This is a genomic window from Streptomyces sp. NPDC104381 (genome assembly GCF_055583745.1).
This window is the reverse complement of record NZ_JBVJNK010000009.1, coordinates 1-21,525: the sequence shown is the minus strand read 5'-3', so window position 1 is coordinate 21,525 and position 21,525 is coordinate 1. Positions and strand designations below refer to the sequence as shown.

Below are 21,525 nucleotides of genomic sequence, written 5' to 3'. Positions count from 1 at the left end.
GCCGGGGGCTTCGCTGCCCCCGAGGCGTATCGCGCTGATCACCGCACCAGGCTATCCCTCCCGCACCCACAACCGTCATGAGCCGCATATGTACAAAAGAAGACCCCGAACTTTGACACTCTGGACATCGCACGGGACCGTTCCTGCACGTAAGGGCGCACAGACGGGCAGATGCGCTCAGTCCGCCATCAGCTCGGCCAGCGCGACGGCCTCGGCGAGCGTGTCCACCACGGGCACACCCGCCGCTTCCAGGCTGCTGCGGCTGTGCGAGCCACCGGTGTAGAGCACGGCGCGCGCGCCGACGTGCGCGGCGGCCACGGCGTCGTCCACCGCGTCACCGATGACCACCGCGGACTCCGGAGCTATCCCGCCGAGCACCTCGAAGTGGCGCTCCATGTGCTGGGCCTTGCTGCCGCCGGAGGGGCCCGTACGGCCGTCGACGCGGACGAAGTGGCGCTCGATGCCGTATCCCCGGACCACCGGGACCAGATGCTCATGGCCGTACATGCTGAGCAGCGACTGGCTCCGGCCGCCGGCCTGCCAGCGGGTCAGCAGCTCCTCGACGCCGTCGGTCAGCCCGCAGGCCGTCCGCTGCTCGGTGTAGTGCCGGTGGAAGAGGCCGTCCATCCGCTCCCACTCGGCGGGGGTGGGGAGCCTGCCCATGAGCCGCTCGTAGAACTTGGGTATCGGCACGCAGTACATCTCGCGGTACTGGTCCAGCGTGAGCGGCTCCAGGTCGACCTCGGCGAAGGCGGCGTTCGTCGCCCCGAGGACCGCGTGGATGTCGTCGAGCAGTGTGCCGTTCCAGTCCCAGACCAGATGTGTGCGGTGCTTCCCCGATGTCGCCATGAGTAGAACGTACTCGCCGGGTACGACAGCCACCGCCGGGCGGCCGGTCGGGCGGCCGGACGGTGAGGCCGGCAGGCGGTCAGGCCAGCAGGCCGGGGATCTCCTGGATCCCGAACCACAGCAGCTCGTGGTCCTCCGCACCGTCCACGGTGAACTGCGCGTCGTCGTCGCCCAGGTCCGCGGCGCCCAGCGCCGCGGCCGCGGCGGCGACGTCCTTCTCGGCGTCGTCGGCGTCCACGTGCACGGCGGCGGCCTTCGCCAGCGCCACCGCGTCCGCGATGCGCACCTCGCCGAGCGAGGACGCGTCCAGGACGTGGTCGGGATCGGCCACCGCCGCCCCGTCCGGCACGTCCAGGGCGACGACGACCCGGCGCCGGGTCTCCTCGGGCCGGCCCGCGATCAGCCGCAGGGAGGCGGAGGCGGCCCGGTTGAGCGCCGCGTACTCCAGCTCCTCGATGTCGTCGGAGACGTACCACTCGCGCAGACCGGGCGTCACGGCGTAGGCGGTGAGCGGCCCCGGACCGACCTCGCCCGCCTTCTGCACGGCGGCGAGACCGGAGAGGGTCAGGGGGACGTACACACGCATGGCTGACCGCTTTCGTAGTCGATGACGCCATCAGGATACGTGCGACGTCCCCCTTCGGGGTTGCCGATCCGCCCGCCGCTGTCCACCGCGCGACGGCCGTCACCCCCGCTGTTCCCTTGCGGCGCCGGGCCCCTCACCCGGATAGGTGATCTCCCCGGACGCGCGACGGGCCCGCGTCGCCGGTTGCGGGGCCGACGCCCCGGCCCGTAGAAGATCCCCAGCAAAGTTACCGCCCGGTACTCACCGGGCTCCGGACAGCAGCCACGGGGGCTACGAGCATGAGCAAGGACAGGACGAGGCCGGCCGGACGACGCGACGGCAGCAGGCCGGGCACGGTACCGCCGCAACGGCCCCGGCGGCCGCTGCGCCCGCACCAGTGGTTCGCGGAACGCCTGCTCGCCGTCCTCAGCGGCCAGCGGCCGGTCCACTGGATGCTCGGCCACACGATCGGCGAGGCCTACGACCAGCTCGCCGAGCTCGCCCCGGACGCGCCGCTCGGCGCGGGCTGCCGGCGCCCGGTCGTCCGCGCCTGCCACGGGAGCCGGCCGGCCGACGGCGTGGTCGAGGCCTTCGCCAGCATCGCCACGGGCGAGCAGGTCCGCGCCATGGCCTTCCGCCTGGAACAGGGCCCCGACCTCCGCTGGCGCTGCGCCGCCATCGACCTGGGCGGCGAACGCCTCCCGGCGGTCAGGTAGGGAGTCGAGGACACACCGCGCCGAACCCGCACAACAGCCCCAGGGGGCCGCAGGAGCGCCTCTCCGGCCCCGGGGCGCCAGGGAGGCACCCGCACACACCCACCGACCCGGAGAACCCCGCAGAAGCCCACCAAACGCACCTGGCCCGGACACCCCAAGGGCATCCGGGCCAGGCAGGCAGGGCCGCTACTTCTTGCGGCGCCGCCCACTCGCGCTCTTCTGCGCCTTACGACGCTCCGCCCGGGTCATGCCGTCACCCTCGGCCCGCGCACCGTCGCCGTTGGAGAAGTCACCCTCGACGACACCGCCCTCACCGTCCACCGTGGGGGCGGAGAAGTGCAGCCGGTCCGGGCGCTGCGGGGCGTCCAGGCCCTTGGCCCGGATCTCCGGGCGTCCGGTACCCGCCGCCACCGGCGCGTCCTGCTTCTCGAGCGAGGTCCGCTCCGCGTCGTCCTGCACCGGGACCTCCTCGACCTGCTGCTCGACCTGGACCTCCAGGTTGAACAGGTAGCCGACGGACTCCTCCTTGATGCCTTCCATCATGGCGTTGAACATGTCGAAGCCCTCGCGCTGGTACTCGACCAGCGGGTCCTTCTGCGCCATGGCCCGCAGCCCGATGCCCTCCTGGAGATAGTCCATCTCGTAGAGGTGCTCACGCCACTTGCGGTCCAGGACCGACAGGACCACGCGCCGCTCCAGCTCACGCATGATGTCCGAGCCGAGCGTCTTCTCACGCTCCGCGTACTGGTCGTGGATGTCGTCCTTGACCGACTCGGCGATGAAGTCGGCGGTCACGCCGGCCAGGTCGCCCGCGGCCTCCTCGAGCTCCTCGACCGTGACCTTCACCGGGTAGAGCTGCTTGAAGGCGCCCCACAGCCGGTCGAGGTCCCACTCCTCGGCGAAGCCCTCGGCCGTCTCCTGCCGGATGTAGTCGTCGATCGTGTCGTCCATGAAGTGGCGGATCTGGTCCTGCAGGTCCTCGCCCTCCAGGACGCGGCGACGCTCGCCGTAGATGACCTCGCGCTGCCGGTTGAGCACCTCGTCGTACTTCAGGACGTTCTTACGCGTCTCGAAGTTCTGCTGCTCGACCTGCGACTGCGCGGAGGCGATCGCCCGGGTCACCATCTTGTTCTCGATGGGGACGTCGTCGGGCACGTTCGCCATCGACATGACGCGCTCGACCATCTGCGCCTTGAACAGCCGCATCAGGTCGTCGCCCAGCGACAGGTAGAACCGGGACTCGCCCGGGTCGCCCTGGCGGCCGGAACGACCGCGCAGCTGGTTGTCGATACGGCGCGACTCGTGCCGCTCCGTGCCCAGCACGTACAGCCCGCCGAGCTCCTTGACCTCTTCGAACTCCGCCTTCACGGCCTGCTCGGCCTTCTCCAGCGCGGCGGGCAGGGCGGCCGCCCACTGCTCGACGTGCTCCACGGGGTCGAGGCCGCGCTGGCGCAGCTCCGCCTCGGCGAGGTCGTCCGGGTTGCCGCCGAGCTTGATGTCGGTGCCTCGGCCGGCCATGTTCGTGGCGACCGTGACGGCGCCCTTGCGGCCGGCCTGCGCGACGATCGTCGCCTCACGGTCGTGCTGCTTGGCGTTGAGGACCTCGTGCTGCACACCGCGCTTGGAGAGCTGCTGCGAGAGGTACTCGGACTTCTCGACGGAGGTCGTGCCGACCAGGATCGGCTGCCCCTTCTCGTGCTTCTCCGCGATGTCGTCGACGACCGCGGCGAACTTCGCGACCTCGGTGCGGTAGATCAGGTCCGACTGGTCGGCACGGACCATGGGCCGGTTCGTCGGGATCGGCACGACGCCGAGCTTGTAGATCTGGTGGAACTCGGCGGCCTCGGTCATCGCCGTACCGGTCATGCCGGAGAGCTTGCCGTACAGGCGGAAGAAGTTCTGCAGGGTGATCGTGGCGAGCGTCTGGTTCTCGTCCTTGATGTCCACCCCTTCCTTCGCCTCGATGGCCTGGTGCATGCCCTCGTTGTAGCGGCGGCCGGCGAGGATACGGCCGGTGTGCTCGTCGACGATCATGACTTCGCCGTCGATGACGACGTAGTCCTTGTCGTTCTTGAAGAGCTCCTTGGCCTTGATCGCGTTGTTCAGGTAACCGACGAGCGGGGTGTTCACCGACTCGTAGAGGTTGTCGATCCCGAGCCAGTCCTCGACCTTCGAGACACCGGGCTCGTGGATGGCCACGGTCCGCTTCTTCTCGTCGACCTCGTAGTCGCCGGTCTCCTCGATGCCCTTCAGCGGGTTGCCCGCCTCACCCCTGGTGAGACGCGTGACCAGCTTGGCGAAGTCGCCGTACCACTTGGTGGCCTGGTCGGCCGGGCCGGAGATGATCAGCGGCGTACGGGCCTCGTCGACGAGGATCGAGTCGACCTCGTCAACGATGGCGAAGTTGTGGCCGCGCTGGACGAGCTCGTCCCTGGACCACGCCATGTTGTCGCGGAGGTAGTCGAAGCCGAACTCGTTGTTCGTGCCGTACGTGATGTCGCAGGCGTACTGCTCGCGGCGCTGGGCCGGAGTCATGTTGGCGATGATGCAGCCGACCTCGAGGCCGAGGAACTTGTGCACCCGGCCCATCATCTCGGAGTCGCGCTCGGCCAGGTAGTCGTTGACCGTGATCAGGTGCACACCCTTGCCGGAGAGCGCGTTGAGATACGCGGGCAGGGTACCGACGAGGGTCTTGCCCTCACCGGTCTTCATCTCGGCCACATAGCCGAGGTGCAGGGCGGCACCGCCCATCATCTGGACGTCGTAGTGGCGCTGTCCGAGGACGCGCTTCGCGGCCTCACGGACGGTCGCGAATGCTTCGGGAAGCAGGTCGTCCAGGCTCTCGCCGTCCGCGTACCGTTCCTTGTACTCGTCGGTGAGCGCCCGCAGCTCGGCGTCGGAGAGGTTGACGAAGTCCTCTTCGATGGAGCTGACCTGGTCCGCGATGCGGTGCAGTTTGCGCAGGATCTTGCCTTCGCCTGCACGCATGAGCTTGTTGAAGACGGACACTGAGGCTGGTCTCCTTGCCGGTCGGGCCTGGCACTGGGTCGTGTGATGGACTCTGGCGCGGGCACGGCAGGTGGGCCCCACCGCAACGGCCATCGTAAGCGAGGACCCCGCCACGCCGGGAGGGCTGCCACGGCGTTCTCCCCGCCGCGCCCTTCCAGGACAACGGCCGGAGGGGACGGAAGGTGCCGGGAAGCACCGAAAAGTGCTCGCTTCCCGCGCTCCCCCTCACCAGAATTCGTGCATGGAACCCACCGCGCTCACCACTGAACGCCTGTTCATGCGCCCCTTCGCGCCCGAGGACGCCGACGCGGCGTACCTCGCGTGCCAGGATCCCGAGATCCAGCGCTGGACGGTTGTCCCGTCGCCGTACACCCGTGCCGACGCGGAACTCTTCACCCGGAAGCTCTCCCCCTCGGGCTGGCAGGACGACACGATGTACAACTTCGCGGTCCTCCTGCGGGACGGCGGGCCGCTCATCGGCGCGCTCGGCGTCAACCGCCGTACCCTTCCCGGCACGTACGAGGTGGGCTTCTGGATCGCGAAGGAGCACCGTGGCGTCGGCTACATGACGGAAGCGGTGCTGGCGGCGGCCCGCTGGTCGTTCACCGCCCTCGCCGCGGACCGCCTGGAGTGGAGGGCCGAGATCGGCAACGCTCCGTCCAGGGCGGTCGCCCTGCGTGCGGGGTTCCGCATGGAGGGTGAGCAGCGGTCGGCCCTGTTCAACAAGGGCATACGACGCGACACCTGGGTCGGCGCCCTCCTCCCGGCCGATCTGGGGCTGCCCGGCACCCATCCCCACCGACCGGCCCCCGATGTCAGTGGCGCGCTCTAGGGTTCGACGCATGACGTCTGTGCCGCCGCCCGTCCTGGAACTCTCCGCCGACCAGGCGCGCCGTATCGCGCTGCGCGCCCAGGGACTCCTGGGCGCTCCCGACCGCCGGGGCGGGGTGCCCGGGGTGCTGCGCCGTCTCGGAGCCGTCCAGCTCGACACCATCTCGGTCCTGGCCCGATCGCACGAGCTCGTGCCGTACGCGCGTCTCGGCGCGCTCGGCCGCCGTGCGGTCGACGAGGCCTACTGGTCGGGCGGCCGCTCCTTCGAGTACTGGTCGCACGCCGCCTGTGTCCTGCCGGTCGAGGAGTGGCCGCACTTCGCGTTCCGCCGCCGCGCCTACCGGGCCCGGCCGCACTGGAACCACGACCTGCCCGACGGGGCCTACAGGACGGTGATCGACCAGCTGCGCGCCGAGGGCCCGCTCACGGCGACGGAGCTCGGCGGCGCGAAGAACGGCGGGGAGTGGTGGGACTGGTCGGCGTCCAAGGTCGCCGTCGAGCGGGCCCTGATGTACGGCGAGGTGGTGTGCACCGAGCGGCGCGGCTGGAAGCGGGTCTACGACCTGGCCGAGCGCGCGATCCCGGCGGCCGTGCTCCACGACGACCTGGACGACAGGGAGTGCCTGCGCCGGCTGGTGGCCCTGGCGGGGCAGTCGCTGGGCGTGGGCACCCGGACGGACATCGCCGACTACCACCGGATCAAGGCCGAGCAGTTCGACTCCGTCGTGGCGGAGTCCGGGCTGGTACCGGTGTCGGTGCGGGGCTGGGCGAAGCCGGCCTGGGCCCATCCCGACGCCCTCGCCTCGGAGCCGCGCGGACGGCACCGTACGACGCTGCTGTCGCCGTTCGACTCACTGATCTGGGAGCGCGCGCGCACGGAGCGGATCTTCACCTTCACCCACCGCCTGGAGGCGTACGTCCCCCGGGCCAAGCGGATCCACGGCTACTTCGCGATGCCGCTGCTGGCGGGTGGCAGGCTTCAGGGCCGGGTCGACCCGGCCAGGGAGGGCACCACGCTGGTCGCCCGCCAGGTGTCCCTGGACGGCGTCAAGTCCGCGGCGCCCATGGCCGAGGCCCTCGTGGAGGCGGCGTCCTGGGTCGGCTGCACGGACGTACGGCTGGAGCGCGTCGACGCGGCGGAGCTGCGCGAGCCGCTCATGGCGGAGATCGCCCGGGCCCTTCGGCAGGCACCGGACGCCGTGCGCCCTTCCGCTACCTGATCTCGAGGATCTTCTCCCGCATGGCATAGACCACGGCTTCCATCCGGGAGTGCAGCTGGAGCTTCTCCAGAATATTGCGGACGTGGTTCTTCACCGTGTTCTCGGAAATGAACAATTCCTTGGCGATATCACGGTTGTTCATGCCCGTGGCGACGAGCTTGAGCACTTCCAGCTCACGCTCGGTGAGCCGCGGCGCGGGAACGAGCCGGCGCTCGTCGGTGCGCTGAATCATCGACTTGAACTCGGTGAGCAGTTTGGACGCCATCGAGGGGCTGATCTGGGACTGGCCGTCCGCCACCGCGCGAATGGCCGTGGCCACCTCGTCGGTCGAGATCTCCTTGAGCAGATAGCCCGTGGCGCCCGCCTTGATCGCCTCGTAGAGGTCGGCCTCCTCATCGCTGATGGTCAGCATGATGATCTTCGCGCTGGGGGCCACCTCCTTGATGGAGGTGCAGGCTTCGATGCCGCCGCGCTTGGGCATCCTCACATCCATCAGCACGATGTCGGGCAGCAGATCCGCCGCCTTGTCGACGGCCTCCGCCCCGTCCCCCGCCTCTCCGACGACCTGGATGTCCTCCTCCTGCGCGAGGACGATCTCCAGGCCCCGGCGGAAGAGCGCGTGGTCGTCCACCACGAGGACCCTGATGGGTTCCTTGCGGGAACTGCCGTCGTCCGCAACGGAATCCGCACCGGCAGCGCTGTCGGCATCGTTCGTCCCGCGCACGGGCCCGAAGGTGTCCGCCATCGTTCCTCCCCCTGAAGGCCACTGCCTGAGGTCACAGGCTGTCCGCCAACGGCAGTGCACGGAGCACTGATTGGCCTGGGGCGCCATGATTTCATGCCCGGCCGCCGAAGCGGTGCCCCCGCGGTCGCACGCGGTGCCCCCGGGAGCGCGCTGACGCTTCCAGGGGCACCGCGTATCGGCTGTGAGCGATGGGTGTCAGCCGCCGAGCGCACCACCCGCGCCGCCCGCCTCGTCGGCGGCCAGCGGGTCGGTCCTCAGGTGAATGACACCGTAGTCATAGGCATGCCGCCGATAGACGACGCTGGGCTCCTTGGTCTCGGAGTCGACGAACAGGTAGAAGTCGTGCCCGACCAGCTCCATCTCGTAGAGCGCCTGGTCGAGCGTCATCGGCGCGGCGACGTGCATCTTCTCGCGCACCACGAGCGGTCCTTCGCCCTGTACCTCGAGCGAGCCGATCCTGGTGGTGGGCACGGACGGCTCCGGCTCGGTGGGGATCAGCTCCCCGTCCCCGTTGAACGAGGCGGCGTCCGGCACGACCTCGCCGACCGTGGCCGCCGACAGCCGGCCGTTGCCCCGCCTGCTGTAGCGCTTGTCGTGCTCCTTGCGCAACTGCGTGTCCAGCTTGTCCGTGGCCAGGTCAAGCGCTGCGTACGGGTCGCCTGCTGCCGCTTCCGCCCGGATGACCGGCCCACGCGAGCGGAGCGTGATCTCCACCCTTGCCGCACGGTCGGCCTGACGGGGATTGGGCTCCTTGGACACCTCGACGTCGAGGCTGATCACCTTGCCGTCGAACTTCTGGATCTTGTCCAGCTTCAGCTTCTCGGCCACGTGCTTGCGGAACCGCTCGGGTACCTCGGTCTTGCGGCCCTTGACGACGATGTCCACGCAGAACTCCGTTCCCGGATCGCTCCGCTTCGGCGGCGGAGCATCTCCCTTTTGCACCAGGCTCCGGTGATCGCCGGAGCCGCGGACTCGGTGGCTGTCACCTCCTCCTCCCCCGTCGGCAGGGACTCCACCCCACCGATTTCCATGCTTCTGGCGTACTGGTGAGTTACCTGCCCGAAACCTGGTGGCGCATTCACGGAGGTACGGAATTCACCGTCCCTCACAACCGAACATAGCCTGCCCACCACCGTGTCGGCACCCGCTACTCACGCGTACCTCCGATCGGGGCCCTTTACCCACGCACTACCTGCAACGATGAAAGTTATCTGTCAGTTCCGGTTTATTTCGAAGGCAGACGGAGAAGCTGCGACAACAGCAGCGCGCAGCCCGTCCGGCGCGCCCTCAGCCTGATCCCACGCGCCCCCCACGTCGCCCATGGCACGGCTGTCGCCCGCGGCACGGACACCACGGATCCCACGGGCCACACGAACCGCACGGGCCGCTTCCGCCAGTGACGCCCCCGTCGTCAGCAGGTCGTCCACCAGCACCACCCGGCCTCCGCCGAGCAGCCTCCGGCCGCCGTCCGCGACGACGAGGGCACCCGCCAGATTCGCCTGCCGCTCCCGGGCACCCAGCCCCGCCTGGTCGGCCACCGCGCGCCGCTGCCGCAGCACGGCCAGCACCCGGGCCGGCGTCCCTCCGCGCCGCAGTCCGGCCGCGGCGGCCGCCGCGATCCTGCGCACCGGATCATGACCGCGCCCGGCCGTCGCCCGCCGCGTGGACGGCACGGGGACCAGCAGCAAGGGACCCCGCTCACCGGAAGCCCCCGCTCCGGCCCGCACGGCGGCCGCCAGCGCCCCGCCGAGTACTCCGGCGAGGCCGAGTGCCCCTCGCTCCTTGTGGGCCAGCAGCATCGCCCGTACGGCGTTCTCGTACGACGCCGCCGCATGGACCGCCGGGAGTCCCGCGGGCTCGGGCGTGGGCCTCACCCGGCGCGGCCCGGCCGCCAGCCCGGCGGCACACTCCTCGCACAACTCCGTCCGCGGCCACCCGCAGCCGGCACAGGCCACGGGCAGCACCAGTCCGACGATCTCCTGCCACCAGCCGCGCACGGTCCCACTGTGACCGGGCGGTCAGGCACGCGCCACCCCTGTGGAAAACCCCTGTGGACAACCGGGGCCGCCCGCACCGGGGCTGGTCAGCCCGGGTAGACCAGCGAGGAGCCCTCCTTGAGAACCGTCTGCCAGTTGTCGCCCGGCGACAGCTTCACTATCCCGTCGCCCTCGGTGTCCGCCATCAGCGGAAGCTGGTCGTCGTCGGCGGCCGCCACGGCCGTCACCTGGTTCACGCCCGGCAGGACCCCCGAGGAGGAGGTGGACCCGTCGGCCTGGACGTAACGCACCTGCTGCACGCCGCCCTCCTCCTTGCCGACCACCACGAGACGGCTGCGCCCGGACCAGGAGACCGCCGTCACCTCGGCCAGCTGGGGCGCCGCCTGGCGCAGGTCCTCCACCGAGACCTGCTCGGTGTCCCCCGAGCCGTGCCGCTCGACCCGGCCGATGTGCAGCGTCGTATGCCCGTCCCTCGACACCCGCAGGGCGATCCGCACCCCGTCGGACGACATCCGCAGCGCCTCGATCCGCCCGCCGTTCAGGCCGGGCACCGAGACCTCCTGCGGTTCTCCGGAACCGCCGGCCAGACGCAGCAGCCGGGGATCCGCCGGATCGCGGTCGGCGACCCACAGATCACCCCGGCCGTCCCAGCTCGGTGCCGACAGGCGGTCCGAGGCCTTCTTCGCCGCGCTGGACACCACGGGGGCCGCCAGCTCGCTCTCCTCGCCGAGGGAGGACACGTAGAGGTGCTGCTGGTTCTGCGAGACCGCGGCGGCCTGCTGTTCGTCCCTGGCCACGCCCACGGCGCTCATGGCCGCCGCCCCGTTGCCCAGCGGGCCGATCACCGGCTCCGGCTCCCCGCCGCCCTTGCTGCTCCCGGGGATGCGCTGGACGTGCCCCTTGTCGTCCACGAAGTACTGGCTGGCGGGCTCGCCGGAGCCGTTGCCCGAGGCGAAGTCCTCCGCCTCGTCGGCGCCGAGGGAGCACAAGGGCCCCCGGTCACCCTGCAGCTCGACCTGCCCCACCCGGGCGGACGTCAGGTCCCGCAGCGTGAAGAGCACCTGGGCCGCCATCATCCGGCAGGCGCCCTGCCCCGCCCCGTCGGCCTTCTTGTTGAGCGGCACCTTCAGGACGTTCTGGTCGTCCGTCGTCAGTGAGGTGACCCCGCTCTTCAGCGCCGTCCCCTCCGGGAAGCGCGAATCGACCACCGGCCGCAGCCAGTTCGAGGGGCCTTCCAGCAGCGTCCGCACCGTCTGCGTGGCCGTGTCCATCCGCGTGACGGGGTCCGTGCGGTTCCGCACGTAGACGGGATCGGCGACCAGTGCCGCCGACTCGTCCGTCAGCCCGGCGGCGAAGTAGTACTTGTTCACGGACCGGTAGAGGCGCTTGAAGTCGGACTGCCCGAGCACCAGTCCGTCCGGGACGATGTCGATGCGCCACTCCTGCTTGCCGTCCGCCCCCTTCTCCCTGACCAGGTGCAGCATCTGGTCGTACTCCGACGGGGCCAGCGGCCGGTACGAACTCTGCGCGTCGACCGCCGCCACCTGCTCGCCGGTCAGCGCGTAGGTGGTCTCGGTGTTCCGGCGTTCCTTGTCGTGGATGGTGGGCCCGTTGCGGTTCGGCGCCTTGGCGAGCACCGTGATGCCCTCGCCCGGCTGCCACGCCTCGCCGGCCTCCGCCGTCAGGTACTGGCGGGTCGTACGGAAGTCCGGGTCGTCACTGGTCATCGACTCCAGGAAGCCGTCGACGACCTCGATGGGCGTGGCCCCCTCCCTCGGAGGGACGGCGTACACCTGGACCTGGGAATCGCCCGGCTGCGAGGCGTCGACCGCCTTCACGTCCCCGGTGACCGGCATCGCTCCGCACCCGGCGAGCAGCATGACGCCGCAGCCGAGCAGCACGGACAACCGCACCGCGCGGCGGTCCCGACGGCGGTCAGTGTCCACGTGTCGTGTCCTCCTGCTCCCGGTCCTGCGCCTCTGGGTCGGTGCCCCCGCCCGGCCGTTCCCCGGCCGGACGCGACACCACGCGTGCCCCACTGCCCGGCAGGGCCGCCGGATCGACCGACGCCGTCGTACGCGACGCCGTGGACCCGTGCGCCGGTCCGGCCAGCTGCGAACGCGCCGGGGAACCGGTCTGGCTCGGTACGGACATCAGCCGGTGATCGCTCACCGCCGGTGCCGCCTCGGCACGCTCACGGTCCTCCCGGTTGCGCCGGGAGTCCTCCGGCTCCAGCGGTATCGGCGAACCGCGCAGCGGCTCGTCCGCCGTACGCGGCAGGGTCAGCCGGAACTGCGAACCGCCACCGGGCTCGCCCCAGGCCTGCAGCCAGCCCCCGTGCAGCCGGGCGTCCTCGACGGCGATCGACAGGCCAAGCCCGGTGCCCCCGGTGGTACGGGCCCGTGCCGGATCCGCCCGCCAGAAGCGGTTGAAGACCCGGGTCGCCTCACCCGGCTTGAGCCCCACGCCGTAGTCCCTGACCGCGACGGCCACGGCACCCTGCGCGACACCCATCCGCACGATCACGTCCCGGCCCTCACCGTGCTCGACGGCGTTGACGACGAGATTGCGCAGGACCCGCTCCACACGGCGGGCATCGGCCTCCGCGACCACGGGCTGTTCGTCACCGACCACCCGGATCCGCGTGCCCTTGCGCTCCGCCAGCGGCTCGGCGCCACCGATCACCCGCCGCACGACCGTGCGCAGGTCTATCGGCTCCGCCTCCAGAGCCGCGGCCCCCGCGTCGAACCTGCTGATCTCCAGCAGGTCGGACAGGAGCGACTCGAAGCGGTCGAGCTGGTCGCCCAGCAGCTCGGCGGACCGGGCCGTGACCGGGTCGAAGTCGACGCGCGCCTCATGGATGACGTCGGCGGCCATCCGCACGGTCGTCAGCGGGGTGCGCAGCTCGTGGCTGACATCCGAGACGAAGCGCCGCTGCATGCGGGAGAGCTCCTCCAGCTGCTGGATCTTCAGCTGCAGATTCTGCGCCATCTTGTTGAAGGCCTCGCCGAGGCGCGCGATGTCGTCCTCGCCGGTGACCTTCATCCGCTCCTGGAGCCGGCCCGCGGAGAGCCGCTCGGCGATCCCCGCCGCCATCCGTACGGGCGTGACGACCTGGCGCACCACGAACCAGGCGATGGCACCCAGCAGCACGACGACGAACAGACCGGCCGTGGCCAGGGTCGTCGTCACCAGGGTCAGCGACTTCTCCTCCTGCGTGAGCGGGAAGAGGTAGTACAGCTCGTACGGGTTGTGGTCGACGTCGTAGAGCCGCTTGCCCACGACGAGACCGGGCTCCGGATCCTTCCCGTACGAGTACCGGATCAGCGAGTACGTCTGGAAGGCACCCGCGCCCTTGCCCACGTCGTCCCGCAGCTTCTGCGGGATGCTGGACGCCTCCACGCTGCCCGACCCGCGCGGGGCCCTGCTGGTGGTGCCGTGGCCCACGGAGTCGGGGCTGAGCGCCACCACGTTGAAGGCGTTCGTGCCGCCACTGGCGAGCTGGTCGACGAGTTCGGTGCGCCAGGAGGTGTTGGCGGTCATCCCGTCGGCGCCCTCCTCGCTCTGGTCACCCGGGACGAGCGGCGCGTTCGCGTTCGTCTGGGCGGCGGCGAAACCGCCGGCCGCCTGTGTCTGGGCGGCCTTGCCCTTCGCTTCCAGCAGCCCGTTGCGGACCTGCCCGATCACGACGAAGCCGAGGAGGAGGACCACGGCGATCGACATCAGCAGCGTGCCCGCCACGACGCGGAGCTGCAGATTGCGGCGCCACAGGCGGACGGCCGGCAGCAGCGGACCGCGGATCCATCGCATCAGCAGCCGCGGCACGGGGCCGCCGGGCGTCCGGTCGCGGAACAACCGGCCGCCCAGCGAGGCCCGCCCGAAACGAGAAGCACTCCGTGCCGGACCGGCAGCCCGCTCCGTACGGGCCCCGGGCACCCCGGGTGGCGGAGCAGCGCTGCCCAGGGTCATGTCAGCTCGGTCCGGCCTTGTAACCGACACCACGGACGGTCACGACGATCTCGGGCCGCTCCGGGTCCTTCTCCACCTTGGAGCGGAGCCGCTGGACATGCACGTTCACCAGTCGGGTGTCGGCGGCGTGGCGATAACCCCACACCTGCTCGAGCAGCACCTCACGGGTGAAGACCTGCCACGGCTTGCGGGCGAGAGCGACCAGCAGGTCGAACTCCAGCGGGGTGAGGGCGATGGACTGCCCCTCCCGCTTCACCGAGTGGCCGGCCACGTCGATGACCAGGTCACCGATCGCCAGCTGTTCCGGCGCGGGCTCTTCGGACCGCCGCAGACGGGCCCTGATCCGGGCGACCAACTCCTTCGGCTTGAACGGCTTGACGATGTAGTCGTCGGCCCCGGATTCCAGGCCCACCACCACATCGACCGTGTCGCTCTTGGCAGTGAGCATGACGATCGGCACACCTGACTCGGCCCTGATCAGCCGGCAGACCTCGATGCCGTCCCTTCCGGGCAGCATGAGGTCCAGCAGCACCAGGTCCGGCTTGGCCTCACGAAATGCGGCCAGTGCCTTGTCGCCGTCCGCTACGAACGACGGTTCGAAACCTTCTCCCCGCAGCACAATGCCGAGCATCTCGGCCAGTGCGGTGTCGTCGTCGACGACAAGGACGCGTCCCTTCATAAACGACATCATCCCATTAGCTAATCGTTACCTGCGATGATCTGGCACACAGCTCTGCCAGTCCGACCCCCGTGACCGGGGAAACTACGCCCTCCTCCGTGACGATCGCCGTGACCAGTTCGGGCGGCGTGATGTCGAATGCGGGGTTGTACGCCTTGGTCCCCGGCGGCGCGACGACCGTCCCGCCCCCTTCACCTCCGCCCCCGACACCCGGCTTCGATGTGAACTCTGTCACTTCCGTCGCGGAACGCTGCTCCACGACGATCGATGTGCCGTCCACCGTCCCCAGATCGACGGTGGTCGTCGGGGCCACGACGACAAACGGCACATGGTGGTACTTCGCGAGCACCGCCAACGGATAGCTCCCCACCTTGTTGGCCACCGAGCCGTCCGCGGCGATGCGGTCCGCCCCGATGATTACGGCATCCACCTCCCCCGCCGCAAACAGCGAACCCGCCGCACTGTCCGCGAGCAAGCTGTACGGCATCCCGTTCCGCCGCGCCTCGTACGCCGTCAGCCGGGCACCCTGGAGCAGCGGCCTGGTCTCGTCCACCCACAGATGCCGCAGGCCGCCCTTCCGGTGCGCCCTCAGGGCCACCGCGAACGCCGTCCCCGCGCCGCCGGACACGAGCGCCCCGGTGTTGCAGTGGGTCAGCAGCCGGTGTCCGCCGCCCCCGGGCAGGAGTTCCGCGAGCAGCTCCAGGCCGTACTGCGCCATGCGGCCACTGGCCTCCGCGTCCTCCCGGTGCAGAGCCCGCGCCTCGGCCAGGGCCGCGGCGGCCGCCTCCGGACCGGACCCGCTCCCGGCGGCCTCCTGGTGGGCCCGCGCCACCCGCCGCGCCCCGTACCCGAGATTCACCGCGGTGGGCCGCGCCCGCTCCAGCAGCTCCGCGGCCTGCGCCACGTCCTCACCCCGGGCAGCGGCCAGCGCCACCCCGTACCCTCCGGCGATGCCCAGCAGGGGTGCTCCCCGCACCGCCAGCGTCCGGATCGCCCGCACCAGCGCGGGCACATCGGCACACACCAGCTCGACCTCTTCGGCGGGCAGCCGCGTCTGGTCGAGGAGCACCACCGCAGGACCTTCCGGAGGCTCGGCCCAGCGGAGTACGGAGAGGGCCGGAGGCTCGATGCCCACCGGCGATTGCGCGTCCTGATCAGCCATCTGCCCAGTCTGCCCGCTGAACCGCCCGCACACGAAGGCAAGAAGGAGATACGGCGCCAGGCCCGCACCGGACCCACGCGTGGCACGATGGCTGGCAACCTGCCGCCCCGATGAGCGGGCAGGACTGTGAAGGAGCGACGATGAACGACTCTCCGGGCTGGGCTTCGCCCGGATCCGCCCCCTCCGACGGCCAGGAGAAGGGCATTCCCAGGCCCTCCGCTCCCGTCGACGGGAGCGGGCCCGCCGGACAGTGGTCTCCCGCACAGCCGCCGCCGGGCCAGTGGTCCCCGCCGAGCGCCCCCGGCAGCGGCCCGGGCGCCCCACCGCCCGCACCGGGCTGGGGCGGCATGCCGCAGGGAGGGCCCGGATGGGGCCGCCCGCCCATGGCCGCGAAGCCGGGTGTCATCCCGCTCCGCCCGCTGGGCGTCGGCGAGATCCTCGACGGCGCGGTGTCCACCATGCGCGCGCACTGGCGCACGGTCCTGGGCATCAGCCTCACCGTCTCCGTGATCGCCGAGCTCCTGATCATCCTCATGCAGCGCTTCGTCCTGCCCGAGCAGAAGTCGGTCGACCCCAACGCGACGGGGGCGGAGGCCATCCGTCAGGCGACCGACTCGGCGCAGTCCCAGCTGATCACCAGCGCGCCCAGCACGCTCATCGCGATGATCGCCACCCTCATCACCACCTCGGTGCTCACCGTGGTGATCAGCCGCTCCGTACTGGGCCGGGGCGTGACCCTCGCCGAAGCCTGGTCCGAGGCCCGCCCCCGGCTCCTGCCACTCCTCGGGCTGACCCTTCTGCTGAGCCTGATGAGCGCCGCGATCACGGCCGTGGGCCTGCTTCCGGGCCTGGCCCTCGGCGACGGCGGGGGCGGACTCGCCCTGACGGTCCTCGGCTTCCTCGGCGCCTGTGCCGTCGTTCTCTGGCTGATGATCCGCTTCACGCTCGCGGCGCCGGCGCTGATGCTGGAACGGCAGCCCGTACTCACCTCGCTGCGCCGCTCCGCCAAGCTGGTCAAGGGCAACTGGTGGCGCACCTTCGGCATCCTGGCCCTCACCTACCTGCTGGTCATCGTCGTGACCTTGATCATCACGGTCCCGTTCGGCATCATCGCCGTGACCGTGGACAGCGACGGCCTCAGCGAGCTCCTCAACGGCAACTCCGCGGACTTCGGCTGGCCCTTCCTCGTCATCACGGGCATCGGCGAAGTGATCGTCTCGACGCTCGCCTACCCCTTCACCGCCGGAGTGATGGCCCTGCTCTACGTCGACCAGCGCATCCGCCGCGAAGCGCTCGACCTGGAACTCGCCCGGGCCGCGGGTGTTCCCGGCTACGACACCCCCAGGAGCTGATGCGGTGACGGGGGCGGGGGGCACCACAGCCGTACGGTTCATCAGGGCGGGCGAGGACATACCCGTGGACACACCACGCGTCCCTGCCCGCGAAGCGGCGCGCGACGAACTGTCCGACCCGATGTACCACGAACACGACCCGAACCTCCTCGAACGTGGCTTCGACCGCTTCTGGGACTGGGTCGGAGACCTCTTCTCCGGCGCCGCCGGGTCCGCCCCCGGCGGCCCGCTCGGGCTCGTCGTGCTCGTCCTGATCCTGGCCGGCCTGGGAGCCGCCCTGTGGTGGAGGCTCGGCACCCCCCGGCGCAGCGCGCACTCCCCGGAGACGCTCTTCGGCGACACCCTGCGCAGCGCGGCCGACCACCGCGCCACGGCCGCCGCACACGCCGAAGCCCGACGCTGGACCGAAGCCGTCCAGGAACGGATGCGCGCCCTCGTACGCTCCCTGGAGGACCGGGCCGTGCTCGACCCGCGCCCCGGCCGCACCGCCGACGAGGCAGCCTCCGAGGCGGGCAGGCTGATGCCCGCGCATGCCGACCGGCTCCGCGCCGCCGCCCGGGTCTTCGACGACGTCACATACGGCGGCCGCACCGCCGACGAGCCCGCGTATCTGGCCCTGTGCACCCTCGACCGCGATCTCGAAGCAGCCAAACCGCTGTCGGCCGCCGGCACTGCGCGGGGAGCCGCCGCATGACCGCCACTGCGGCCGCCCCCACCACATCGCAGTCCCGCAGCCCCCAACAGATCTGGCAGCGCGTCCGAGGGCTGCTGCTCGCCGTCCTCATCCTCGTCGTCGCCGGGGTCGCCCTCGCCGCCGTACGCTCCGGCGACCGGCACGGTCCGCTCGACCCCCGCTCCACGGACCCCCACGGCAGCCGGGCCATCGCCGAACTCCTCAAGGACCGCGGCGTCTCCATCGACATCGCCACCACCCTCGACGAGGCCACAGGGGCGGCGGGCCCCGACACCACACTGCTCGTCACCGCGCCCAACACGCTCACCGCGCACCAGCAGCAGCGCCTTCATACCGAGACCGCCGACTCCGCGGGCCGAACCGTCCTCATCGCCCCCGGCGGCCCCTCCGTGGCCCGCCTCGCACCCGGTGTGCACCAGGCAGCACACGGCCCGGTGACCGCCCGTCTCCCCCGCTGCGAGCTCCCCGCGGCCCGCACCGCGGGAACCACCGACCTGGGTGGCATCCACTACGCGACGGACGCACCCGGGACCACCGCCTGCTACCCGGACAACGGACTGGCCTCCCTCCTCGTCCTGCCGGGCCAGGAAGCCGGCGACACCGTGCTGCTCGGCTCCCCCGACCTCCTCCACAACGACCGTCTCGACCAGCAGGGCAACGCCTCGCTGAGCCTGCAACTCCTCGGATCCCGCCCACATCTCCTCTGGTACCTCCCCTCGCTCGACGATCCCTCAGCGGCCGAAGGCGCAACGGCCGGCCCGGGCGACGACACCGACGGCGGAGCCGAAGGAGAGAGCGGCTTCATCGGCCTCATCCCCTCGGGCTGGCTCTGGGCCACCCTTCAACTGGCCCTCGCCGCCGCCCTCGCCGCCATCTGGCGCGGCCGCCGCTTCGGCCCCCTGGTCACCGAGAAGCTGCCGGTCGCCATCCGTGCCTCCGAATCCACCGAAGGACGGGCCCGCCTCTATCGCAGGGCCGACGCCCGCGGCCGCGCCGCGGCCGCCCTGCGCTCCGCCACGCGGAACCGCATCTCACCCCTCCTCGGTGTGTCACCCCGTGATACCGATTCCCCCGCCGTGCTCCTTCCCGCCCTTGCCGCACGCCTCAGCAGTCAGCGCAGCGATGCCGGCGCCCTCCTCTTCGGCCCGGCGCCGGCCGATGACGCCGCGCTGGTCCTTCTGACCGATCAACTCGACGCCCTCGAAAGAGAGGTACGCACGTCATGAGCGCCCCGACCCCGGAGACCGCCGAACCTGCGGCACCCACAGGGGCCCCTGCGGCCTCCGTGGACTCCGACAGCGCCCGCGCATCCCTGGAAGCCCTGCGTTCCGAGATCGCCAAGGCCGTCGTCGGCCAGGACCCCGCCGTGACGGGCCTGGTCGTGGCTCTCCTCTGTCGAGGCCATGTCCTGTTGGAGGGCGTCCCCGGAGTGGCGAAGACACTCCTGGTCCGCGCGCTTGCCGCCTCGCTCGAACTGGACACCAAGCGCGTCCAGTTCACGCCCGACCTGATGCCGAGCGACGTGACGGGCTCACTGGTCTACGACGCCCGCACCGCCGAGTTCTCCTTCCAGCCCGGCCCGGTCTTCACCAACCTGCTGCTCGCCGACGAGATCAACCGGACCCCGCCCAAGACGCAGTCCTCCCTGCTGGAGGCCATGGAGGAACGCCAGGTCACCATCGACGGGTCCCCCCGGCCGCTGCCCGACCCCTTCCTGGTGGCAGCCACCCAGAACCCTGTCGAATACGAGGGCACCTATCCGTTGCCCGAGGCCCAGTTGGACCGCTTCCTCCTCAAGCTGACGGTCCCCCTTCCCACGCGCGAGGACGAGATCAACGTGCTCACCCGCCACGCGGACGGGTTCAACCCTCGCGACCTCAAGGCAGCGGGCATACAGCCCGTGGCCGGCCCCGCCGACCTGGAAGCGGCACGTGCCGCCGTCGCCAAGACCTCGGTCTCCCCCGAGATCGCGGCCTATGTCGTGGATATTTGTCGTGCCACGCGTGAATCCCCCTCGCTCAACCTCGGCGCCTCCCCCCGAGGAGCCACCGCACTGCTCTCCACCGCACGGGCCTGGGCCTGGCTCACCGGCCGGGACTATGTCATCCCGGACGATGTGAAAGCCCTCGCCCTGCCCACACTTCGCCATCGCATACAGCTGCGGCCCGAGGCGGAGATGGAGGGAGTCACCGCGGACTCCGTCATCACTTCTGTCCTCGCCCACGTCCCCGTCCCCCGGTGAGGCGGTGACCATGGCCCTCACCGGTCGAGCCGCCTTGGTGGCGGCTCTGGGGTCACTCCCTGTAGGCATCCTGGCTCCGAGCTGGACAGGCATACTCACCGTCGAAGTCCCGCTCTCACTGGCAATTCTGTGCGACTACGCCCTGGCAGCGCCAGTACGTACGCTGCAGTTCACCCGATCCGGTGATACATCCGTTCGACTCGGCGAGACCGCAGAAGTGCAACTCACAGTGACCAATCCGTCCCGTCGTCGACTCCGCGCCCACCTCCGCGACGCCTGGCCTCCCAGCAGCTGGACGACGGAGGCCGAACATGCCTCGTCCCGGCACCAGTTCGAGGTGCCCGCCGGCGAGCGCCGTCGTCTGACCACATTCCTGCGTCCTTCGCGGCGCGGGGATCGTGAGGCCGACCGCGTCACCGTCAGGTCGTTCGGCCCGCTGGGGCTCGCCTCGCGCCAGGGGTATCACCGCGTGCCGTGGACGGTCCGGGCGCTGCCGCCTTTCACAAGCCGGAAGCATCTGCCTTCACGCCTCGCTCGGCTGCGAGAACTCGACGGCCGGACCAGCGTCCTGACACGTGGAGAAGGAACGGAGTTCGACAGCCTGCGCGCCTATGTCCCGGGCGACGACACCCGTTCCATCGACTGGCGGGCAACTGCCCGCCAGTCCGCGGTCGCTGTCCGTACCTGGCGCCCTGAACGCGACCGCCACATCCTCGTCGTCCTCGACACCGGCCGCACATCAGCTGGCCGGGTGGGCGATGTACCGAGGCTCGACGCCGCCATGGACGCGACGCTCCTCCTGACCGCCCTCGCCACCCGCGCGGGCGACCGCGTGAACCTGATCGCCTACGACCGTCGTGTCCGGGCCCAGGTGCGGGCCGGAACAGCGGGAGGGGACGTCCTGGCGACGCTTGTCAGCACGCTGGCCACACTGGAACCCGAGCTCGTGGAGACCGACGCTCACGGCCTGAGCACAGCCGCGCTGGCGAATGCTCCCCGTAGGTCCCTGATCGTCCTGCTCACCAGCTTGGACGCCGCGCCCATCGAGGAGGGCCTCCTTCCGGTCCTTCCTCAGCTCACCCAGCGCCACACGGTTCTGGTGGCGGCCGTCGCGGATCCCCATGTCGAGGCGATGGCCCGCGCGCGAGGCACAGTGGACGCGATCTACGAGGCGGCCGCAGGGACACAGGCACAGGCCCAGCGCCGCCGCACCGCGGACCAGCTCCGGCGGCATGGCGTGACGGTCGTCGACGCAGCCCCCGACGAACTCGCTCCCGCCCTGGCTGACGCCTACCTCGCGCTGAAGGCGGCAGGCCGGCTGTAGCCCGCTTGAAACGGAGCTCGTAAGCCAGCTATTCGGACGGCAGCCCTCCCGGCCACCACGGCATGGGGGCTGCCGGCGAAGGCGGCCGGTAAACGCAGAAAAGCCCCGTGCCACAAGGGCACGGGGCTAGTCCGCAATAATTGTTCGGCGGCGTCCTACTCTCCCACAGGG

Annotated in this window: 18 protein-coding genes; 8 read left to right on the top strand and 10 right to left on the bottom strand. The window is 70.9% G+C overall.

Annotated elements, in window-relative coordinates; translation table 11 throughout:
- Positions 1 to 177 precede the first annotated feature (177 nt).
- Together ACZ607_RS29150 and ACZ607_RS29145 are read right to left on the bottom strand one after the other, a co-directional pair.
- Complete coding sequence (locus ACZ607_RS29150; protein WP_469739448.1) at positions 178 to 849, bottom strand: HAD family hydrolase; 672 nt, start codon at positions 847 to 849, stop codon at positions 178 to 180.
- Between the two features lie 79 nt (positions 850 to 928).
- Positions 929 to 1,435: a DUF6912 family protein gene (locus tag ACZ607_RS29145; protein ID WP_469739446.1), complete on the bottom strand. Its 507-nt coding sequence runs from the start codon at positions 1,433 to 1,435 to the stop codon at positions 929 to 931.
- 278 nt (positions 1,436 to 1,713) lie between these two features.
- Between ACZ607_RS29145 and ACZ607_RS29140 the strand changes: the two genes are divergently transcribed.
- On the top strand, positions 1,714 to 2,130 hold the full coding sequence (locus ACZ607_RS29140; protein ID WP_469739444.1) for an Rv3235 family protein: 417 nt from the start codon (positions 1,714 to 1,716) through the stop codon (positions 2,128 to 2,130).
- 186 nt (positions 2,131 to 2,316) lie between these two features.
- Here the strand turns inward: ACZ607_RS29140 and secA are convergent, their stop codons facing one another.
- Positions 2,317 to 5,139 carry a preprotein translocase subunit SecA gene (gene secA, locus ACZ607_RS29135; protein WP_469739442.1) on the bottom strand — a complete coding sequence of 941 codons (2,823 nt, stop codon included), beginning with the start codon at positions 5,137 to 5,139 and terminating at the stop codon, positions 2,317 to 2,319.
- Positions 5,140 to 5,380: 241 nt separating this feature from the next.
- Between secA and ACZ607_RS29130 the strand changes: the two genes are divergently transcribed.
- Positions 5,381 to 5,971 (top strand): GNAT family N-acetyltransferase, encoded by a 591-nt coding sequence (locus ACZ607_RS29130; protein WP_469739440.1) that lies wholly within the window; start codon positions 5,381 to 5,383, stop codon positions 5,969 to 5,971.
- Between the two features lie 10 nt (positions 5,972 to 5,981).
- The gene (locus ACZ607_RS29125) at positions 5,982 to 7,190 is read left to right on the top strand and encodes a winged helix-turn-helix domain-containing protein (protein ID WP_469739436.1); all 1,209 of its coding nucleotides are present in this window, start codon (positions 5,982 to 5,984) and stop codon (positions 7,188 to 7,190) included.
- Here the strand turns inward: ACZ607_RS29125 and ACZ607_RS29120 are convergent.
- The 7 genes from ACZ607_RS29120 to mtnA form a co-directional block, all read right to left on the bottom strand.
- Positions 7,183 to 7,935 carry a response regulator gene (locus tag ACZ607_RS29120; protein ID WP_099172962.1) on the bottom strand — a complete coding sequence of 251 codons (753 nt, stop codon included), beginning with the start codon at positions 7,933 to 7,935 and terminating at the stop codon, positions 7,183 to 7,185. The two genes, ACZ607_RS29125 and ACZ607_RS29120, sit on opposite strands and share 8 nt — an antisense overlap.
- 195 nt (positions 7,936 to 8,130) lie before the next feature.
- Positions 8,131 to 8,820: a ribosome hibernation-promoting factor, HPF/YfiA family gene (gene hpf / locus ACZ607_RS29115; RefSeq protein WP_469739433.1), complete on the bottom strand. Its 690-nt coding sequence runs from the start codon at positions 8,818 to 8,820 to the stop codon at positions 8,131 to 8,133.
- 329 nt (positions 8,821 to 9,149) lie between these two features.
- Positions 9,150 to 9,932: a ComF family protein gene (locus ACZ607_RS29110; RefSeq protein WP_469739430.1), complete on the bottom strand. Its 783-nt coding sequence runs from the start codon at positions 9,930 to 9,932 to the stop codon at positions 9,150 to 9,152.
- 86 nt (positions 9,933 to 10,018) lie between these two features.
- Positions 10,019 to 11,878, bottom strand: a complete 1,860-nt coding sequence (locus ACZ607_RS29105) for an LpqB family beta-propeller domain-containing protein (protein WP_469739428.1) — start codon at positions 11,876 to 11,878, stop codon at positions 10,019 to 10,021.
- On the bottom strand, positions 11,868 to 13,901 hold the full coding sequence (mtrB, locus tag ACZ607_RS29100; RefSeq protein WP_469739425.1) for an MtrAB system histidine kinase MtrB: 2,034 nt from the start codon (positions 13,899 to 13,901) through the stop codon (positions 11,868 to 11,870). Before mtrB ends, ACZ607_RS29105 begins: the two co-directional genes overlap by 11 nt.
- A 1-nt stretch (position 13,902) precedes the next feature.
- Entirely contained in the window at positions 13,903 to 14,592 is a 690-nt protein-coding gene (mtrA, locus tag ACZ607_RS29095; protein WP_187281934.1) for a two-component system response regulator MtrA, read from the bottom strand.
- A gap of 4 nt (positions 14,593 to 14,596) precedes the next feature.
- Positions 14,597 to 15,742: an S-methyl-5-thioribose-1-phosphate isomerase gene (gene mtnA / locus ACZ607_RS29090; RefSeq protein WP_469739422.1), complete on the bottom strand. Its 1,146-nt coding sequence runs from the start codon at positions 15,740 to 15,742 to the stop codon at positions 14,597 to 14,599.
- A gap of 140 nt (positions 15,743 to 15,882) precedes the next feature.
- Between mtnA and ACZ607_RS29085 the strand changes: the two genes are divergently transcribed.
- From ACZ607_RS29085 to ACZ607_RS29065, 5 genes are read left to right on the top strand one after another with little or no spacing between them, the layout of a single operon-like run.
- Complete coding sequence (locus ACZ607_RS29085) at positions 15,883 to 17,094, top strand: proline-rich domain-containing protein (protein ID WP_469739421.1); 1,212 nt, start codon at positions 15,883 to 15,885, stop codon at positions 17,092 to 17,094.
- A gap of 4 nt (positions 17,095 to 17,098) precedes the next feature.
- Positions 17,099 to 17,788 (top strand): DUF4129 domain-containing protein, encoded by a 690-nt coding sequence (locus tag ACZ607_RS29080; RefSeq protein WP_469739420.1) that lies wholly within the window; start codon positions 17,099 to 17,101, stop codon positions 17,786 to 17,788.
- Positions 17,785 to 19,014: a DUF4350 domain-containing protein gene (locus ACZ607_RS29075; protein ID WP_469739418.1), complete on the top strand. Its 1,230-nt coding sequence runs from the start codon at positions 17,785 to 17,787 to the stop codon at positions 19,012 to 19,014. Before ACZ607_RS29080 ends, ACZ607_RS29075 begins: the two co-directional genes overlap by 4 nt.
- Positions 19,011 to 20,030, top strand: a complete 1,020-nt coding sequence (locus tag ACZ607_RS29070; RefSeq protein ID WP_469739415.1) for an AAA family ATPase — start codon at positions 19,011 to 19,013, stop codon at positions 20,028 to 20,030. Before ACZ607_RS29075 ends, ACZ607_RS29070 begins: the two co-directional genes overlap by 4 nt.
- 10 nt (positions 20,031 to 20,040) lie before the next feature.
- Entirely contained in the window at positions 20,041 to 21,354 is a 1,314-nt protein-coding gene (locus ACZ607_RS29065) for a DUF58 domain-containing protein (RefSeq protein WP_469739412.1), read from the top strand.
- Positions 21,355 to 21,525: the final 171 nt, after the last annotated feature.

Bases quoted from the DNA above. Each gene is read 5' to 3' on its own strand.
- ACZ607_RS29150 (WP_469739448.1), bottom strand. From the start codon at position 849: ATGGCGACATCGGGGAAGCACCGCACACATCTGGTCTGGGACTGGAAC.
- ACZ607_RS29075 (WP_469739418.1), top strand. From the start codon at position 17,785: ATGACCGCCACTGCGGCCGCCCCCACCACATCGCAGTCCCGCAGCCCC.
- ACZ607_RS29145 (WP_469739446.1), bottom strand. From the start codon at position 1,435: ATGCGTGTGTACGTCCCCCTGACCCTCTCCGGTCTCGCCGCCGTGCAG.
- ACZ607_RS29140 (WP_469739444.1), top strand. From the start codon at position 1,714: ATGAGCAAGGACAGGACGAGGCCGGCCGGACGACGCGACGGCAGCAGG.
- ACZ607_RS29125 (WP_469739436.1), top strand. From the start codon at position 5,982: ATGACGTCTGTGCCGCCGCCCGTCCTGGAACTCTCCGCCGACCAGGCG.
- mtrB (WP_469739425.1), bottom strand. From the start codon at position 13,901: ATGACCCTGGGCAGCGCTGCTCCGCCACCCGGGGTGCCCGGGGCCCGT.
- mtnA (WP_469739422.1), bottom strand. From the start codon at position 15,742: ATGGCTGATCAGGACGCGCAATCGCCGGTGGGCATCGAGCCTCCGGCC.
- ACZ607_RS29085 (WP_469739421.1), top strand. From the start codon at position 15,883: ATGAACGACTCTCCGGGCTGGGCTTCGCCCGGATCCGCCCCCTCCGAC.
- ACZ607_RS29065 (WP_469739412.1), top strand. From the start codon at position 20,041: ATGGCCCTCACCGGTCGAGCCGCCTTGGTGGCGGCTCTGGGGTCACTC.
- mtrA (WP_187281934.1), bottom strand. From the start codon at position 14,592: ATGATGTCGTTTATGAAGGGACGCGTCCTTGTCGTCGACGACGACACC.
- ACZ607_RS29120 (WP_099172962.1), bottom strand. From the start codon at position 7,935: ATGGCGGACACCTTCGGGCCCGTGCGCGGGACGAACGATGCCGACAGC.
- ACZ607_RS29070 (WP_469739415.1), top strand. From the start codon at position 19,011: ATGAGCGCCCCGACCCCGGAGACCGCCGAACCTGCGGCACCCACAGGG.
- ACZ607_RS29130 (WP_469739440.1), top strand. From the start codon at position 5,381: ATGGAACCCACCGCGCTCACCACTGAACGCCTGTTCATGCGCCCCTTC.